At 48.4% G+C, this 17,242-nt stretch carries 15 protein-coding genes; 4 read left to right on the top strand and 11 right to left on the bottom strand.

Annotated features, from left to right (window positions below; genetic code table 11):
* Positions 1 to 53: 53 nt before the first annotated feature.
* Positions 54 to 1,418 carry a YjiH family protein gene (locus HU147_RS10620; protein WP_224076197.1) on the top strand — a complete coding sequence of 455 codons (1,365 nt, stop codon included), beginning with the start codon at positions 54 to 56 and terminating at the stop codon, positions 1,416 to 1,418.
* Positions 1,419 to 1,607: 189 nt separating this feature from the next.
* Here the strand turns inward: HU147_RS10620 and HU147_RS10615 are convergent, their stop codons facing one another.
* Entirely contained in the window at positions 1,608 to 2,513 is a 906-nt protein-coding gene (locus tag HU147_RS10615) for a macrolide 2'-phosphotransferase (protein WP_224076196.1), read from the bottom strand.
* A 510-nt stretch (positions 2,514 to 3,023) separates the two neighbouring features.
* Positions 3,024 to 3,881, bottom strand: a complete 858-nt coding sequence (locus tag HU147_RS10610) for a YitT family protein (RefSeq protein WP_036804142.1) — start codon at positions 3,879 to 3,881, stop codon at positions 3,024 to 3,026.
* 331 nt (positions 3,882 to 4,212) lie between these two features.
* On the opposite strand from HU147_RS10610, the gene HU147_RS10605 reads away from it, so the two are divergent.
* Positions 4,213 to 4,956: a metal-binding protein ZinT gene (locus tag HU147_RS10605; protein ID WP_224076195.1), complete on the top strand. Its 744-nt coding sequence runs from the start codon at positions 4,213 to 4,215 to the stop codon at positions 4,954 to 4,956.
* Between the two features lie 69 nt (positions 4,957 to 5,025).
* Here the strand turns inward: HU147_RS10605 and HU147_RS10600 are convergent, their stop codons facing one another.
* The 5 genes from HU147_RS10600 to HU147_RS10580 form a co-directional block, all read right to left on the bottom strand.
* On the bottom strand, positions 5,026 to 5,814 hold the full coding sequence (locus HU147_RS10600; RefSeq protein ID WP_224076194.1) for a class I SAM-dependent methyltransferase: 789 nt from the start codon (positions 5,812 to 5,814) through the stop codon (positions 5,026 to 5,028).
* Positions 5,815 to 5,897: 83 nt separating this feature from the next.
* Entirely contained in the window at positions 5,898 to 6,866 is a 969-nt protein-coding gene (locus HU147_RS10595; RefSeq protein ID WP_224076248.1) for an SPFH domain-containing protein, read from the bottom strand.
* 32 nt (positions 6,867 to 6,898) lie between these two features.
* Positions 6,899 to 7,681, bottom strand: a complete 783-nt coding sequence (locus tag HU147_RS10590; protein WP_224076193.1) for a TPM domain-containing protein — start codon at positions 7,679 to 7,681, stop codon at positions 6,899 to 6,901.
* Positions 7,678 to 8,712 (bottom strand): TFIIB-type zinc ribbon-containing protein, encoded by a 1,035-nt coding sequence (locus tag HU147_RS10585; protein WP_224076192.1) that lies wholly within the window; start codon positions 8,710 to 8,712, stop codon positions 7,678 to 7,680. The genes HU147_RS10590 and HU147_RS10585 overlap by 4 nt, the downstream gene beginning before the upstream one ends.
* A gap of 51 nt (positions 8,713 to 8,763) precedes the next feature.
* Positions 8,764 to 9,480, bottom strand: coding sequence for a PspA/IM30 family protein (locus tag HU147_RS10580; protein WP_224076191.1), 717 nt, complete (start codon positions 9,478 to 9,480; stop codon positions 8,764 to 8,766).
* 410 nt (positions 9,481 to 9,890) lie between these two features.
* On the opposite strand from HU147_RS10580, the gene HU147_RS10575 reads away from it, so the two are divergent.
* On the top strand, positions 9,891 to 10,067 hold the full coding sequence (locus HU147_RS10575; RefSeq protein ID WP_224076190.1) for a hypothetical protein: 177 nt from the start codon (positions 9,891 to 9,893) through the stop codon (positions 10,065 to 10,067).
* A gap of 117 nt (positions 10,068 to 10,184) precedes the next feature.
* On the opposite strand, the gene HU147_RS10570 is transcribed toward HU147_RS10575, so the two are convergent.
* The 4 genes from HU147_RS10570 to HU147_RS10555 form a co-directional block, all read right to left on the bottom strand.
* Positions 10,185 to 11,333 (bottom strand): mannitol-1-phosphate 5-dehydrogenase, encoded by a 1,149-nt coding sequence (locus tag HU147_RS10570; RefSeq protein ID WP_224076189.1) that lies wholly within the window; start codon positions 11,331 to 11,333, stop codon positions 10,185 to 10,187.
* Positions 11,330 to 13,411, bottom strand: coding sequence for a BglG family transcription antiterminator (locus tag HU147_RS10565; protein ID WP_224076247.1), 2,082 nt, complete (start codon positions 13,409 to 13,411; stop codon positions 11,330 to 11,332). The genes HU147_RS10570 and HU147_RS10565 overlap by 4 nt, the downstream gene beginning before the upstream one ends.
* Positions 13,412 to 13,512: 101 nt before the next feature.
* Positions 13,513 to 15,435 (bottom strand): PTS mannitol transporter subunit IICBA, encoded by a 1,923-nt coding sequence (locus HU147_RS10560; RefSeq protein ID WP_224076188.1) that lies wholly within the window; start codon positions 15,433 to 15,435, stop codon positions 13,513 to 13,515.
* A 381-nt stretch (positions 15,436 to 15,816) separates the two neighbouring features.
* The gene (locus tag HU147_RS10555) at positions 15,817 to 16,041 is read right to left on the bottom strand and encodes a hypothetical protein (protein ID WP_224076187.1); all 225 of its coding nucleotides are present in this window, start codon (positions 16,039 to 16,041) and stop codon (positions 15,817 to 15,819) included.
* Between the two features lie 237 nt (positions 16,042 to 16,278).
* On the opposite strand from HU147_RS10555, the gene HU147_RS10550 reads away from it, so the two are divergent.
* Entirely contained in the window at positions 16,279 to 17,202 is a 924-nt protein-coding gene (locus tag HU147_RS10550) for an alpha/beta hydrolase (protein ID WP_224076186.1), read from the top strand.
* The last annotated feature ends 40 nt before the right edge of the window (positions 17,203 to 17,242 follow it).

The raw sequence follows: 17,242 nt of genomic DNA, 5'->3' as shown, positions 1-17,242 counted from the left end.
TAAATGTATACTGTATACATCTTATTTTAAAGAAACGTAAGGAGGATTTATATATGACCATGCTCCAACAAAACAAGAAAGCTGTTTCTCCAGCTGCAACATGGAAATTTCTCATTCCTTCCCTGATTGGAGCATTGCTGTTTTTATGTCCGATTTCTTATAACGGAGAAGTGACAATCGGCGTCGGCATTCTTGCCTCTTTCCTGTTGTCCACTTTCAGCAACGTGATTCCTGCATTCATTCTATTCCTTCTCGGCTTTTCAGCCATTGCCAGCCTGGCAGCGACTGCCATAAAACCTGAGTTTGTAAAGAACTCGCCTTTTCTGCGTGCAACGTTTATCAACGGCCCATTCGGCCTCGCGGTACGCATCATTGCTTTCGCATTTGGCATCATGGCATATTTTGAAATCGGCCCTGAAGCGATCGCTTCCCGCAATACAGGCGGCGTCGTCCTTTATGATTTGGCGCCTGTCCTATTGACTTGGTTCTTATTCGCCGGCATTCTGTTGCCTTTGCTCGTTGAATTCGGGCTTATGGAATTTGTCGGCGTTTTGGTCAATAAATTCATGCGTCCCGTATTCACTTTGCCTGGCCGTTCCTCGATTGATGCGATGGCATCGTGGATGGGAGCGGCGCCAGTCGGTGTCCTGGTCACCATGAAGCAATACGACGAAGGCTATTACACCGAACGTGAAGCATCCGTTATTGCGACGACTTTCTCGATTGCATCGGTCGCCTTCAGTTTAGTTGTCGCCAATGTGGTCGGCATCGGCCATTTGTTTTTGCCGTTCTACTTGGCCGTTTCCGTTGCTTGTCTGGTCGCGGCCGTCATCATGCCGCGCATTCCGCCGCTGTCCCGCAAAAAGGATGTCTATTATGCGCCGGTTGGCAAACAAGTGGACGATGTTATTCCGGAAAACGTGTCTCTTGTCAAATGGGGATTTGCAGAAGCCCGCCGCAAAGCGGACAGCGCTGCAAGCCCTTCAAAGCTCGCCAAAATCGGTGTAGAAACCGTTTTGGACATCTGGCTGGCATTAATCCCATTGGTAATGGCACTTGGAACAGTAGCATTGGTCGTAGCGGAATACACACCGCTGTTCAAAATCGTCTCTTATCCGTTGATTCCTGTACTGACGTTGCTGGGCCTTCCCGAAGCAGCTGAAGCGGCCCCGACTTTCCTTGTCGGTTTTGCGGATATGTTCCTGCCAGCGGTTCTCGGCAGCGGCATTGAAAGCGAATTGACCCGTTTTGTTCTGGCGGGTGTCTCTTTGACACAGATCATCTATATGTCTGAAATCGGACTGTTGATCCTGCGTTCAAATATTCCGGTCAAGTTCTGGGAACTGGCCGTCATCTTCATTTTGCGCACAGTGATCACCTTGCCGATCCTGGTCTTGTTCGGCCATTTGTTTGTATAAAAGCGAAGACCATCCCTATGAACTTCTGTTTTGGGGATGGTTTTTAATTGCTTTTTCCTCTCTTGTTTTTGTGCATAGATTTTCCCTCGGCAACATGTCAGTAAGAAGGCCGACAACTAAAAACAGCAGGCATCGCTTTGATAGATGCCTGCTGTTTTTATAGTTGCCTAGAAGTTTAATATTAATAGCTTAAGCTTGTTCTCCTTTTAAAGCTCCGCGCGCCATTTCCATATATTCCTCAATGCCTGATTTCAGTGCAAATTCAGCGATGTCAATCGGATACGTGGCTGCCAGTTCAAGAATGTGTTCTTTCATCTTCGGCCAAGTGCGGCCGCCAGCCTCTCCGTATGCATCCACCAGCCGCTTCATTTCCTCTTCGCCATGAGCGCGCAAATGGCCGACAAAGTCAGTGGAAACGTCCGCCACTTTGCCTTCTGTCCAGTCGATGAATCCCGTGACGTTTTCTTGCCCGTCAATCAGGATATGGCCGGCATGCAAATCGCCATGGATGAACCCTGTATGGTCCGGCCACATAGAATCGTCTTCGATCCATTTATGCCAGCGTGCCCAAAGAGCATCACTGACTTCAAACTGTTCGCTCACCGCTTCCATTCGTTCCAGCATCCGGCTCCTCACTTCATCAATCGTTTGAATGGCCAATCCTCCCGCTTCCACTTTCTCAAATGGAATCGAATGAAGAGCCGCCATGCCTTTTGCCAAGCTGGCCACATAACTCTCAGACAGCTGTTCGGGATTGATCACCCAATCATAGCGCTGCTCTTCTTTGTTGATGGTACCGGCTGGAACACCCGGAAGTGCCCGGTAAGCAATCATTTCGTCAGTGATGACTTCCCATTTCGGCGCCGCCACAACAAGATTCGGCTCCACGACGTCCAAAATCGCTTTTTCTTTGTGGATTTCACTTTGCACGTCCGCTCTTCGCGGTATGCGCAGCACCCAACGCATGCCTGACGGATCTTCGTAAAGCACCACCAAAAAATCCAGCCCTGAATCATTCAGTCTCCACTTCCGCCCTTCCAGTTCAAAGCCGTGCTTTTTCGCCAGCTCGATGATTTCTTTTTGTTCCAATTCCATCCCGCCCTTTCAGCAATCTCTCTGTTAACCATTCGGTTTCCAGACTAAATTTCCTCCATCTTAAATAATCCCTCGGTTCTTTCGGTTCAGGCTGTAGCCTGCATGCAAATCATTTAGTTAACGGACCACTTTCATTGCCCCATAGCCTTCGGATACTTCCACAAGCTGCGAGTTCAGCCAATTGCAGCGATTTTCGAATTTAGCACTATAAAGCCAATCTGCTTCCAGCCAAATTAAAAAAGCCGCATGTAGATGCGGCTTTTGCCGTACTGTTCATTTTGCCCAGTGGTGGAAGATGAAATAGGTCATGATCAGCACGACTGCAATGGCTGCAAGCACGAGCATAGGCACCAGACCAAATGTTGGATCCATCTCAAATCCTCCTCCTTCTACCCTCATCATAAACCCAATTACCTAAATTGAAAATACTTATTTTGATTATTCTGATAATATTTTCGCAAATGAAATACCCCTCCGAGTTTCAGCTTCGAAGGGGTGTTAATACCGGTCTCACATCATTTGGGATGTGCCAGGCACTTTCTTGAAATTGTCGTCTTTGCGGAAGTTGCCCATGACTTCCATCGTTTCGCTGATGCTGACAAAAGCATTTGGATCAATTTCCTTGATAAGCGGACGGACATACGCGAGCTCGTAGCGAGAAATGACCGAGTAAAGGACCTTCACTTTGTTCCCCGAATATGCGCCTTCCCCGTCCGTCACCGTGATGCCGCGGTAAAGATGTTCAAGCAATTGCTTTTTGACGGCATCGCCTTTGCTGGTCACTACCATCAGGCTCAACTTGATGTGGCGGGTGTGGATGCGGTCAACCACAAGCCCAGTAATATAAATTGAAGCCATTGTGTACATCGCAAGTTCCCATGTGAAAATAAAGCCTGATACGAAGACCACTAAACTGTTTAGACCAAACACTAAGAAACCAAGTGGAATATCGCGCTTCATTGTCAAAAGGAGACCGATTACGTCAAAGCCGCCTGTTGAACCGTAAAAGCGGATGATGAATCCGACCCCGACTCCAACCAGGACCCCGCCGAATACCGATGACAACAAAGCATCTTCTGTCACTTTCATAACCGGGATATAGAGCATCGAAATTGAAGTCACTGCTACCGAGAAAATGCTGTTCAAAATGAATACTTTCCCAAGCTTCATCCAGCCCAACACCAAAACCGGTATGTTCAATAGAATGAGCCAAATCCCGGCATTGACCGGCAGCATCAAACTAAAAATCATCGCAATCCCCGTGATTCCGCCTGATAAAATTTCATGCGGCAATAAAAACATATTGAATGCTACTCCAAGCAAAAGCGATCCCAGAAAAATGATCGCCGTGCTGTAAACTTTGTCCATACTTATTCTTCTCCGTTCTTAATTGAAATTGCTGGCGGCACAGCGCCAAAAATCCGTTCATGACTTTCTCCGAGTTTGTGAAATTCGGACACAATGTATCAAATTATAGGGCATTTACTGACTGCTGCGCAAGTTTAACTCACTAGGTAAAAAGGACTTTTTTATAGCATTGCCTATTTTTCCCGAATAGCCTTTGGGTTTGAAAAATCAAAGGCTGTTCGCCTTTATTCATTAATCTAAAAGACAGAATAATCTTTTTATTATCACCCTTGCGTTTCTTATGTATAATCATAAAGTGTAATCATTACGATTTAAGAAAAGGAGTGTTAACATGAAAAATTCATTAATCAAAGGTGCTGGAATTCTGGCCCTTACTACGCTGTTCGCAGCCGGATGCCAATCTGCAGATCCATCCGAGGCTGAACAAGAAACGACTGCTTCAAGCACCGCACAGGCAGAAACAAAAGAAACGGAAAGCAATCATGACCATGACCACGGGCATGACCACGAACACAGCCATGCCCATGATGAAGAATCACAAAAAATCTACGACGGCTTTTTTGAAGACAGCCAAGTAGAGGACCGTCCCCTCTCCGACTGGGCAGGCGATTGGCAATCCGTCTATCCTCTTCTTGAAAACGGCGAACTCGATGAAGTGTTCGAAGACAAAGCGCTGCATTCAGATGACATGACAGCTGAAGAATATAAAACGTATTACACCCAAGGCTACAAGACAGACGTGGAGCGAGTCGTAATCGCCGAAGACCAAGTGAGCTTTTTCCAAAACGGCAAAGAACTATCCGGCACTTATACATACGACGGCTATGAAACCCTTACATACGAAGCCGGCAACCGGGGCGTCCGCTTTGTCTTTAAATTGGCAGAAGGCAGCGAGGGCATGCCGCAGTTTATCCAATTCAGTGACCACGGCATCTCACCAACCGATGCGGACCATTATCATTTGTATTGGGGCGACGACCGGAATGCCTTGCTTGATGAAGTGGTGAACTGGCCGACTTATTACCCGTCCGATATGGATGGCCATACGATTGCCCATGAAATGATGGCGCATTAAAGCGGATATAAAAAAGCCGATGGAAAGCAGCTGCTCTGCTGCCCATCGGCTTAAATCCGTATTCAGCTGCTATTCCGCTAGTATTACGACGCTGTCGAGACTGGCGATATTCTCTTTTTCCAACAAGGAATAAAAACTGCCGGCAAGCGACCTGATGCGCGGCGGAGCTGTTGAAAAAGCCTGTTGGACTGACCGGGCATAATCCGCTTCCCAAGAACCGTCCTGCAAATAAGAGGCCGCGACCGTTGCGGTTTCGGCCACGTTCCAGCCTGCTTCTTCCAGCAAATGCTGCAATTGATGCGAATCAAATAAATGCTGGATATTGCCATCATTTTCAACAAACTCGCTGTACAACGCTAAAATAGCCGCCGCTGTAAAATGGCTGCGCTGGGACAACTGTGTGAAATTCACATCCCATTCCGCGACACATATTCGCTTGGCCATCCGGCGCAGCTTTTTGAAGATCATCAGCAGCTGATCCGGATCCCGGAAATACCAGGAACAATGCGACAAGACCGCAACATCGAACCGGCCTTCCGGCAAATCCAGCAAATCGGTTTCCAGCCGGAACTCCACTCTGGACCCAAGCGGGGATGCTGCAATAGAAGACGTCGCTTCACCGAGCGTGATGGGTGCACCGTAATCCGGCGGCGCAATATCAACCGCCAGCACCCGGCCGCTTTCACCAACTCCGTTTGCCAGTGCAACCGTTGTGTCTCCTTGGCCGCAGCCGACTTCAATGACTGACATCCCGTCTTGAATGCCGAATGCTTTCACCAAATTCATGCGATGCTTCAGCTGAGTCCGCTGAATTGTGTCATCGCCCAGTATTTTCATTGCTGCCAGTAACTGTTCCAATAGAATTCCTCTTTTCCGGTGTTTGAGAATTTGTTTCCCATTGGTTTTATTCTCGAGCGCCGGAGAAATTTCCTTTTATTTGCCTAGGCTAATTTCTGGCCGCAATTCGGACAGAATTTCGCGCCTTCGTTTTTCTGGCCGCAGTTCGGGCAGAAGTTCGGTCCTTGGACGTTGTCGCCTCCAGCAGTTTGTCCGCCTCCGGATTTCGATTCTTTCATGGTATCCATCATGTCTTTGGCGATATTCATCCCGACCATCATGCCGGCCATGTCCGCTGCAGAGCCGGAACCGGAAGAATTGCCTTTGGCAATGGCATCTGCCACTGAAATCTGCTGATATTTCGACACATTGCCCACCATGCCATGGGATGCGTTTTTGTTGATCATGTCCTGGATTTCTTTCGGATAGTTGAAGCTCATGACCTGGAAACCGGTGATTTTCATGCCATCATCCATCAGTTCCATATTGAGATCATCCGAGATGCCCTTGCCGATTTCGTGGGCATTTGCCTGCAGATTGAACATGTCTTTGCCTTCTTTGGTAATCCACTTCATGAGCAGCTGATCGAGTATCGCCGTAATCCGGATTTTCACGTCGTCGACGAGATAGCTGTCGCGGATCCCCGCAATTTTATCAATCAATGCCGTAAAATCATTTACTTTAAACTGGAAAGTGCCGTTTGCGCGGATCGGCATGCCGCCCGGCAATTGAGGCGCAGGAATATTGATAGGGTTTTGCGTCCCCCACCGGACCGTGAATTCTTTTGTGTTAACGAACAGCACTTCAACGCGCATGCCGCTGTTAAAGCCAAAACGGAATCCTTTTAAGGTCGACAGGAACGGCACGATTTCCGATTCGATATCGTAATCGCCGTCGTCTTCAAAAATCCCTTCGATTTTGCCGTTATTGATGAAAATGGCGTCTTGTCCGGGCCGGATAATCAGCCGGCTGCCTTTTTTGATTTCATCGTTGTGCCATTTCCAGAAGATCATGTCTTCCCTGAATTCATCCCATTCCACTACGTCTGAGAATTGATTGCCGAAAAGCCCCATATTGTTCATTCCTTCCTTTATTCGATTCGCTTTTAGAAGTTGCGTCCGCCTCCGCTGTACGAACTTCCGCCGCCGGTCATGCCACCGCCGCCAAATCCGCCTCCGCCTCCGCCATTGCTTTTAGGCACTCTGCGCCTTGACACGGTTTTGTTGCGAAATTGGTCGCGCCGGCTCCTGACCTGGGTGTTTTGGCTGTCCACATAGGTTCGGGATGTTGTTGTCACCCGGCCGCCTGCATTGAAAATCATCGAACCGACCACTACACCGCCAAGAAGCAAAGCAACCGCTGCCTGGAACCAGGTCTGCAGAAAAATGTTTTCCGGATTGACGCCTGGCCGGTATTCCATGTACCGGCTCGATGTGGTGACTGTTTCATGGAACGCCCCGCCGTATTCCCCGGCGCTCATATACGGCATGATCCGGTCGAGCACCATATTGACCCGCTGGTTGTCGAGCGAAGTTTCGGCAGTGCCGAAACCGGCAAGATATACTTCCCGGCTGCCGATGTCAATCGTCAGCAGCACCGCATTTTCCTGGTTATTTTCCACTTTCCATGTATCAAAAAAATCGCCCATATATGTAGTAATAGGCTGTCCATCCGTTGTGGGTGTTGTTAAGAACAAAAAGTCTGCGTCGTGTTTTTGGCTGTGTTCCGCCGCAAGGGCTTCGAGTTCCTGGATTTCTCCTTCACTCAGCAATCCGGCATTATCGTATACATGCTGATCGGTCTCTGCAAATACGGCCGCTCCACTCCACAGGGAGATAAAAAGCACCACGAAAAACATGGACAGTGCTTTGCTCATTCGTCTGCTCACCAAAGAACACCTCCTATCACATACGCAATGCCTTTCAACACCGCGAACGTGCCGGCGGCAATGCCGGCGAACCAGGCGAAGACCTTGCCTCCGCTGATCGGCGGTTTGCCGACCACTTTCCCGGTCTGGCCATTCATCGCAAAGGTGTGTTCCTTGTTTTCAAAATCATAATAAACCATCCACACAGGGAATAACGTATAGTAAGCCTTTTGTTTATTCGCCTGAATCTGCTTGTTTGTATAGCTGACAGTGGAGTAGCCTGAAATGGTGCCGCTGATGTAGGAATCGATATACGGAACAATTTTGGATTCGACCCGCGAAAACAGGGCATCGTCGTCGTAATCGTATTTTTCTGCCAGGTAGCCGGCGAGATACGGCATCCTGAAATCCTTCAGCTCCTGGTAATCGTACGGCTCGAGCTTATCCATCAACTCATCGTCCATTTTTTCCGATGCATCAGCCGGCACTTTCAAATAACTGAGGTCGATGCCGCGGTAGACGTCATAAAAATCCGTCTCCGTATAAATGGTGTCGCCCCGCTGGTATTGATGCACGCGTGTGCCGATGGCTGCCACTTCAGCCTTGCCGTCAATATCATACAGCCAAAACGGCACATACATGCCCGTCATTTTCTTAATGCGGTCGCCGTTCATAAAGCCACGCGGCGTCAGCCGGCCGTTTCTTGTCCATTTCCGGAAAGCGGCCACCGCTTCTTCCTTGCTGATCTTGAACGGGATGACTTTTGCCGGGGCAAATTCTCCCGTCAGCCGCTCCGACAGCACGACTGGTGCATCGCAGAAACTGCAATGCGTCGCTGTCGTCTCGGCCGCGGTCACAATCACCGCACCGCAGTTTTCACAATGATATTCTTTTGCTTCAGCTTCCTCCGGTGAAACTGTCTGTTCGATGTTCTCTTCCGGAAACGTTTCAATGCGGTCTTGCCGCCCGCAATTCGGGCAGGAAAGCGTTCCTGATTCTGCATCGAACGCCATGTCAGATCCGCAGTTCGGACATTTATATTGAACAACCAATCCGGCTTCCTCCCCTCTTTCTGCGGGAAACATCGTTTCTCACGGCAGCCATTATTCGCCTTTGTTCATCTGGGATTTCAACGCTTCCAGCTCATCATCCACATTGATTCCAGCTTTCAATGATTCCAGTTCGTCGTCCACTTTCTTATCCGTTTCGTATTTTGCCGCCAAATCTTTGATGTCCGTGCCTGACCCTTTATTAAGTTCCTGCATCGACATGGCCTGGTCCAGTTCCTGGTTGATCCGCTGCTCCATTTTATCGAACGCAGAAATCCGTTCGCCCGTGCTGTTCATCGAAGACGTCATCTCGTTCATGCGGTTCTGCGCTTTTGCCATAGATGCTTTCCCTTTGAGTTCTGTGCGGCGCGATTCCAGTTCCGAAATATCCGACTGCAATTTGTCATGCATCTGGCGCATTTGTGCCGTATTTGTCGCTGCCATTTCGACAGCTGTCTGCATCGTTTTTTCCCGTTCCGTCAGTTCCGCTTTGCGCTGAAGGAATTTCCGCGCATCGTCTTCATTTTGTGCTTCAAGCGCCTTCACTGCATAGCGCTGCATGTCTTCAATTTCCTTTTGCAGCTCTGCCAATTCGCGGCGTTCCCGCTTTTCGGCCGCCATGATCGCTGCCGTTTCCGACTTCACTTTTCCAAGGTCGCTGTTGAGGTCTCTCAAATACTGGTCGATCATCTTCTCCGGATCCTCTGCCTGATCCAATAACGCGTTCATATTGCTCGCCATAATGTCTCTAAACCGTTTTAAAATTTCCATCATCATTCTCCTTTTGGTGTGGTTTTGTCGGACTGCTTTGCAGTTCCTCTTAAGGAAGAGATTACCCTTAATTGGCATGGCGTAATCATGGGGAAACTCCGGGTAGTACGGGGCATGCGGCAGATTAGAAAACACAGATAGGAAACGTAGAAACATCGATAGAAATTGCTGAAACATCGATAGAAATGGAAAAAACACCGATAAGGAACAAAATAACAAAGGTATGAAATTGGATAAGCGCTGATAAGAGGCGAATACAGGGAGCTCGGATGCGGGAAGGAAGTGAAAACAGGGAGTTATTCATGGAACTCAAATTTCAGGCTTTCAAATGAAGGGGGAAGGAAAAAAACGCCGAAAGAGGATGCCGTGTTTACCAGTTATTGTTAAGATAAATGAAAGGAGTGAACGCAATGAACAAGAATCTTATTTTATTTTTTCTAGGAATTCTTGCAGTTTTTCTCATAGCGGCATTTGGACAATTGAAAGAGAATGCGCTTTGGGGGCTTCTGCTGTTTCCATTATTCTTCATCGGTGAGCCTTGGTATAAATCGTTGAAAAGAAGAAAACCTGCATCACCGCAGAAATAAAATCTCAATTAATATACAAGCTTGCATTACATAAAATAAAAAAACCATCTTAAAGTCATTGAACATATAAGCTGAAAAAACCTCTCAAGAATCATCTTGAGAGGTTTTCCAATTCATTTAAGCTTTCAACGCTTCATACTGCCGAACCACTTCTTGAGTAATGTCGCTGTCCGCGTCCAAGCCGCTGATTTCGTTAAGCACAGACGCCGGTCCGTTCTCCTGGATCATCGCTTGGATTTTCACTGCATCTTCGTCTTCCGGGTTGTCGAACGCCAGTGCCGCGGCAATTGCTTTAGCGAGATAGGTGTATGGCAAGCCGGCTTTTTGTGCTTGTGTTGCTGGGCGCACTAAGCGGTCATCCGGGCCGAGCTTGCGGATTGGTGCCCGCCCTACCCGTGTGACGCCGTCGTTCAAATAAGAGTTCTTGAAGCGCTCGATGTTTTTATTGATATACGCCAAATGCTCGTCTTCATCGAGGCCGTATTCTTTTACCAGGTAAGCGCCGGTTTCCTTCAAGGTTTCCCGCACTTGGTCTTCGATCTTGCTATCGGCCAAGGTCTGGTCAATCGTCTGTTTGCCGGCCAAATAGCCAAGGTAGGCAATCACGGCGTGCCCTGTATTCACGGTGAAAAGCTTGCGCTCGATAAACGGAGCAAGGTCTTCGACAATCGTCATGCCTTCAACCGGCGGAATCGTTTCACTCGTCTCCACGACCCATTCGTAGTATGGCTCGACCAGCACATCAAGGGAACTGCTGTCCTGGATTGGCACAATCCGGTCGACTACCGAGTTGAAGAAAAAGACTTTGCCGTCCAGCTTGTTTTTCGTTTCTTCCTCCAGGTTGTCGAAGATATGTTTCTTCAAAATATCCGTTGCACCAATCTGGTTTTCACAGGCGATGACATACAGCTTTTCGTCGGTCGTCTGCAGGCGTTCCGTAATGGCTTTTGCAATTAACGGCGCAATCCGCGGCAAGATGTTCGGGCCGATCGCGGTCGTCAAATACGTCGCTTGCCCAATCGCCTCGATAACCCCTGCTTCGTTTTTCATATTGTTGACGCCTGATACATGTTCAATCGTGATGCTTTCCGGCTCGGCTTGTGCCAAGTTGACTTGGTAGGTTTTCTCTTCGTTTAATTTATCGATGATCTGGTCAGCCACATCCACAAATATCACGCGGTAATCGGATTTGGAAAACAATGCCCCGATAAATCCTCTGCCAATATTTCCTGCTCCAAAATGAACGGCTTGTTTCAACGTCATCATTCCTTTATCAAGTTATTTTGTAGGTACTCAAAAAACACATCTTCCAGTTTGTTGCGGATCATATTCTCGTTCGAGGAAGAAAAAATCATCATCGCGGCATCGCTTTCGATCAGCGTCGAACTGATGAGGCTAAGGATTTCCTGTTCCCTGGCGGCCATATCCAGCGGAGCAAGCATAAGCAACAGATTGCGCATCGCTACCGGTTCGCCGTCCATCCCCTTCACGGTACACGGCGTATCTAGATGCACCACTTGGAACAACAGCTCTTTCACCGTTTCATCGCGGCAATGGAACAGGGCCATCGTGGTGTCGGGAATGCCAAGCCCGCCTTTTGCTTCACGGGCTGTGAGTTCACGCATCGCCGCTTCAGCATCCCCTATCAGCCCGTCCTTTTTAGCTTGCATGAGCACATCCATCAACACCTGATTATGCCCGGCCGCTCCTTGTTCACGGAACACTTTAAAGTTCGCCAGTATGGCTTCCATGCTTGTCTGGACATCTTTTATTTCCCGCAGGAGATTTTGGACGTTTGGCCGGTTTTTCTTAAGCAACGGTTCTTCGGGATTGGCCTCACCTAAATATTGTTTTTTGCGGGTGATTTTCTCGATGTTTTGCTGCAGATAGCTTTCGATGGAAGCGATGTCCTTGTCGCTGAGCAGCGGGCTCACCATGATGTAATCGACGTCGGTGACCGGCAAGCGAATCGTGGAAATCACCAAATCGTAGTCCTGGAAATGGGCTGATTGGAAATCATTGATGGACAGGATCTCCACCGAATTGATTTCAGCCAATTCTTTCTGGATGCGGCTCGCAAGCATTTTCGATGTGCCGATGCCGGTCGGGCAAACGACTACCGCATCAATCTGTACTTTTTCTTCATTCATTAATAATGCCGAACCGAAATGCAGCACGATATAGGCGATTTCATTTGCCGGAAATGCAAGATCCTTGAATTCATTTTCCAGTCCTTGTTTGACGGCCATGAACAACACCGGGTATTTGCGCTTGATTTCTTCCGTCAACGGATTGAACGATTCCAGGTTTTGCTTCAGACGGAAAATGGACGGTCCCATATGCGCGAGCAAGCCCTGGTAAAGCGAAAAGTCGTCGGTCAGGTCAACATGGAGCTGAGCCGATACATCGCCGATCAGGTTTTGGATCAGCTTGCCGAGCAGCACGCTGTCGTAATACACCATGTCCGCCGCCTGTACTTTGGAGCCTTTTAAAATCACCGCGAGAAACTGAATGTCCTCCGCAGTCAACCCGATGCCCAGTTTGTCGTTCAATTCAGCGCCAACCGCTGCGATCACTTGCTGCTCCGTGCCGAATTCGCTCGCTGCAGCATGCCCCAATAAATAATGCTGGTGGGTCCGCTGAAGCGTCAAACAGATGTGGACAACGAGCCCGATATAATCACTGTCTGCCAATCGGGTTTGCTCTTTGTTGATCTTATGGTTCACCAATTGATCCACAAGCGCCAAGTACTGCGGTGAAAAATAACCGAGTATTTTCTCTTCCAGGTTTTTCCCTTGTTGGAGGAAATACAAACTTTCAATCAGTTCCTCGTAAAAGTACACAAGGAAGTAGCTGGCCAGCGCATGCCGTTTATGGCCTTCTTCGCCTTCTATTTCCACGCCGACGCCTTTTCTTCGGGTCAGCCGAACCGAGAATTTATGCAGCCAGTCGGTCAAGTCATCCAAATAGGACGTCAAAGTTGCGGTGCTGATGCCCAGTTGACCTGCGAGCACCTGCATTTTAAAAGAAGGGCCTTCGTGCAGCAGCGTAATCAGCAGACTCAGTTTGCGCTCTTCCGGTGTTTCATCGGTCGGGTTGACGCTGATCAAGCTTTGCACGAGCCGGTAAATCTGTTCGTTATTGCCGTCAATAAACAAGCCTTCGCTCGCCGTGCGCTTTACGGCCAAGTCGAATTGCTGCAGCAGCTTTTCAACAGACTTCAAATCCCGCTGGATCGTTCGGGCACTGACATTCAAATAGGTCGATAAGGAATGCACGGTATGCTTTCCGGAAGTTCGGACAATCAATTCGATGATGGATTTTTCCCTAAACGTGATAAACATCCCACTCACTCATTTCACTTGTAAGTTTTCCTTTTTCAAGAGCGAGAAATGCAAAATAGAACAAAAAGGCAGGAATTCCCCTACCTTTAAGTTCCGATTGTTTAGTTGCTGTTGATGATTTCGAGTATTTCTTTAGCGGATTTCGCTTCTGCCAGCTGGTCCACATTGTCCTGCTCCGCGCAGATTACTGCGATGCCGGACAGGATGTCCAAATGTGTGCCGTCTTTGCCAGCGATGCCGAAAATCAGTTTTGCACTTTCTCCATTAAAGTCTACTCCATTTGGAACTTGAACAACAGTAAAGCCTGATTTGATGACCGATTTTTTCGCTTCTTCGGTGCCGTGCGGAATGGCCACGTTGTTGCCCATGTAGGTCGTCGTGATTTCTTCGCGCTTCATCATTTCATCGACATAGGATTCTTCCACGTAGCCGGCATTGACAAGCGCTTCTCCGGCAAAGCGGATCGCTTCTTCTTTGCTGCGGAAATCCTGCCCGATGAAAATATTCTCTTCGAGTAGAAGCTGGTCGTTTGCAGCCGGCTCGGTTTGATCGGCTACCGGCGCTTCACTTTCTTCCACCAGTTCCGCTTGTTCGCCGGTCTCGCCGTTTTTCAGGCTGTCGATCAAGCGGTCGTATTCCGGACTGGATAAGAAATTATCCACTGAAATATGGTAAGCATTCGGCACTTTGCTTTGTGCACGCGGCGTTAATTCTTCTTGCGTAATGACGATTTCGGAATCGGCAGGAATCGTGCTGATGGCCGTGTTCGTTACTTTGATATCAAGCCCTGCTTCTTTCACTTTCTTGCGCAGAAGCGATGCACCCATGGCGCTAGAGCCCATTCCGGCGTCGCAGGCAAAGACAATTTTATCGACATTGCTTGGCAATACGCCTGCCGTAGTTGCAGTCGTACCCGTTAAGTTTCCGGCAACAGAACTTTTCTTGCCTTTCATTTGTTCCATTTTCTTTGTCGCTTCGTTGATGTCTTCATCTGTCTGCTTGCTGGATTTCAAAATCACAGCAGAAATTAGGAAGGACACCGTTGTCGCTACAAGCACCGCTGCAAAGTTGGCTACATACGCCATGCCTTCAGGCGGCGTAACTGCCGCAATTGCCAGGATGCTTCCCGGTGATGCCGGAGCAACCAAGCCCCCGCCCATCAAAACAAGGGTGAATACACCACTCATACCGCCCGCAATAACAGACAGCAGCAACATCGGCTTCATTAAAACATACGGGAAATAAATTTCGTGGATCCCGCCGAAGAAATGGATGATAGCCGCACCCGGTGCGGATTGTTTTGCCATGCCTTTGCCGAACAGCATGAACGCAAGCAGAACACCAAGACCCGGCCCAGGGTTTGCTTCAAGTAAGAACAGAATGGATTTTCCGGCTTGCTGGACTTGTTCCAAGCCAATCGGCGATAGCACGCCGTGGTTGATGGCATTATTCAAGAACAGGATTTTCGCCGGTTCAATTAAAATACTCGTCAGCGGCAATAAGCCTGCTTCCAGTAGCCAGTCAACACCTGATACTAAGACTTCCGTGAACGCTTTTACAGCCGGCCCGACTCCCAGGAATGCCAGGATGGCCAAGACGCCGCCGATGATTCCAGCAGAGAAGTTATTGACCAGCATTTCAAAACCGGTGCGGATTTTGCCTTCGATCAATCCATCAAATTTCTTGATGACGAACGCTCCGAGCGGCCCCATGATCATGGCCCCTAAGAACATTGGTGTATCCGGTGCTCCGATAATGACCCCCATCGTGGCGATCGTCCCGACGACGCCGCCCCGCTGATCATAAATCAGCCGGCCTCCTGTATATCCGATCAAGAGCGGCAGCATGTATGTAACCATCGGCCCGACCATTTTGCCGAGTTCTTCGTTCGGGAAAAAGCCGGTTGGGATGAACAATGCCGTAATTAATCCCCAAGCGATAAACGCGCCGATGTTCGGCAGCACCATCGAACTTAAGAAGTTGCCAAATTTCTGTACGGAAACTTTCATTGCTGATTGATTCATGTTTTCCATCCTTTCTGCTAAGCGCAGTTTCTGTTTTCTTCTTATTCTTATCATAGAGGACAAATGGAAGCGCATTCAATGAGAAGGAAAGTTAACTTTGTCGCAGGTGGTTGGACAAGGGTGTGGTTAGTGTTTTATATAGAAGAAACTCAGTTGAGGTGGGAATTGCGAAACTTCGATAGAAAGCATGATAACATCGATAGAAACGTTCAAAACATCGATAGGAATCGCTGAAACGTCGATAAGGGAAGAAAAAACTCTGATAGAAAGCCGTTGAAACAGCGATAAAGAATCATTCATGTAATCTGGTCTTAAGTGAATATAGAAGCAAAAAAAGAAAAAGCCCGGTGCGTTCACCGGACTCTTTCGCATCAACCCATATTAAACGTTTCCATCCGTTTCTCTTTCAGGTGGATTATCAGCAGCTTTCTTTGAATACTCTTTAGCAGCTTCCATTTCGTCTTCGCCTTTGACTTCTTCGTAGTCAGTTGCGTCATTGTCTTTGTCAAAAGCTTGTTTTGTTTTATTGACCATTTTATCGATTCCGGATTCGGTAGCGCCTAGTTGTTTTTCGGGCATGCGCCCTGCTGTACCTTTTCTAGCCAATGTAATTCGCCTCCTGTTTAAAATGAATTAATTATTGTTTACCCGCCGGCGCGGATGCTAATCCCATTTGCTAATATCTTCACAATTCGGCAGTTAATATTCCGATTACTTTTTCTCTTTACTACACCCTTTCTCACAGAAAAAATGTGAATCTTTTTCATTTCGGATGCAGGAATATTCTGGATAAACAGCGAATCTTTTTAGGGCTATACCACAAAGGAAACGGGAGGAATAGACATGCCGATAAATCCGAAAATCAAATTCTTTTTAGAACAAATGAATACCATGCCTGTATCGTTTGAAAAGATTACCCCGGAGGTCATGCGCAGCTCAGAAAACTCTGCATTAATGGCCATGCAGAAAGAGCCGGTCGAAAAAGTGGAAGACCGGACAATCTCGCTAACGGGGCGCGATATTCCGATTCGCATTTATACTCCGACAGGCAACGCCCCTTTTCCGGCACTTGTCTTTTATCACGGAGGCGGCTGGGTGCTTGGCAGCATCGAAAGCCACGACGCTATTTGCCGTGAACTCGCCAATTTGGCATCGTGTGTCGTTGTGTCCGTTGAATACCGCCTGGCTCCTGAACATAAATTTCCGGCGGCGGTGGAAGATGCCTATGAATCGCTCGAGTGGATTGTCGCCCATGCAGCTGAACTTGAAATCGATCCGGATCGGATTGCCGTCGGCGGAGACAGCGCAGGCGGAAATTTGGCAACTGTCACGTGTTTGATTGCCAAAGAACGCAGCGGTCCGCGTCTGGTCCATCAGCTCCTGCTGTATCCGTCAACGGGTTCGGCAGCCGGCACTCCGTCGATGGACGAAAACGGCAAAGGCTATTTGCTGACGAGTGATATGATGGGCTGGTTCCAAATGCATTATTTGAGTAGCCCGGACGACCGGCACCATCCGTACTTGTCGCCGATCTTGTCCGATGAGCTGGAAGGCATGCCGCCGGCTACCATCCTTACCGCCCAATACGATCCGCTCCGGGACATTGGAGCAGCTTATGCCGAAAAGCTGCAAGACCACGGCGTGGAAGTGTATTACAAAAACTACGAAGACCTCATTCACGGCTTTGCGAACTTCTCAAGCTTTGTTCCGGAAGCGCGGGCTGCCGTCGCTGAAGGAGCCCAGGAACTGAAAAAAGCTTTTTCCTGATCAAGTAAAAAACAAGCCGGAACTTCCCTCACAGGAAAGT

This window comes from Planococcus chinensis (assembly GCF_020071995.1).
Classification (GTDB): domain Bacteria; phylum Bacillota; class Bacilli; order Bacillales_A; family Planococcaceae; genus Planococcus; species Planococcus chinensis_A.
This window is presented reverse-complemented; position numbering and strand designations above follow the sequence as displayed.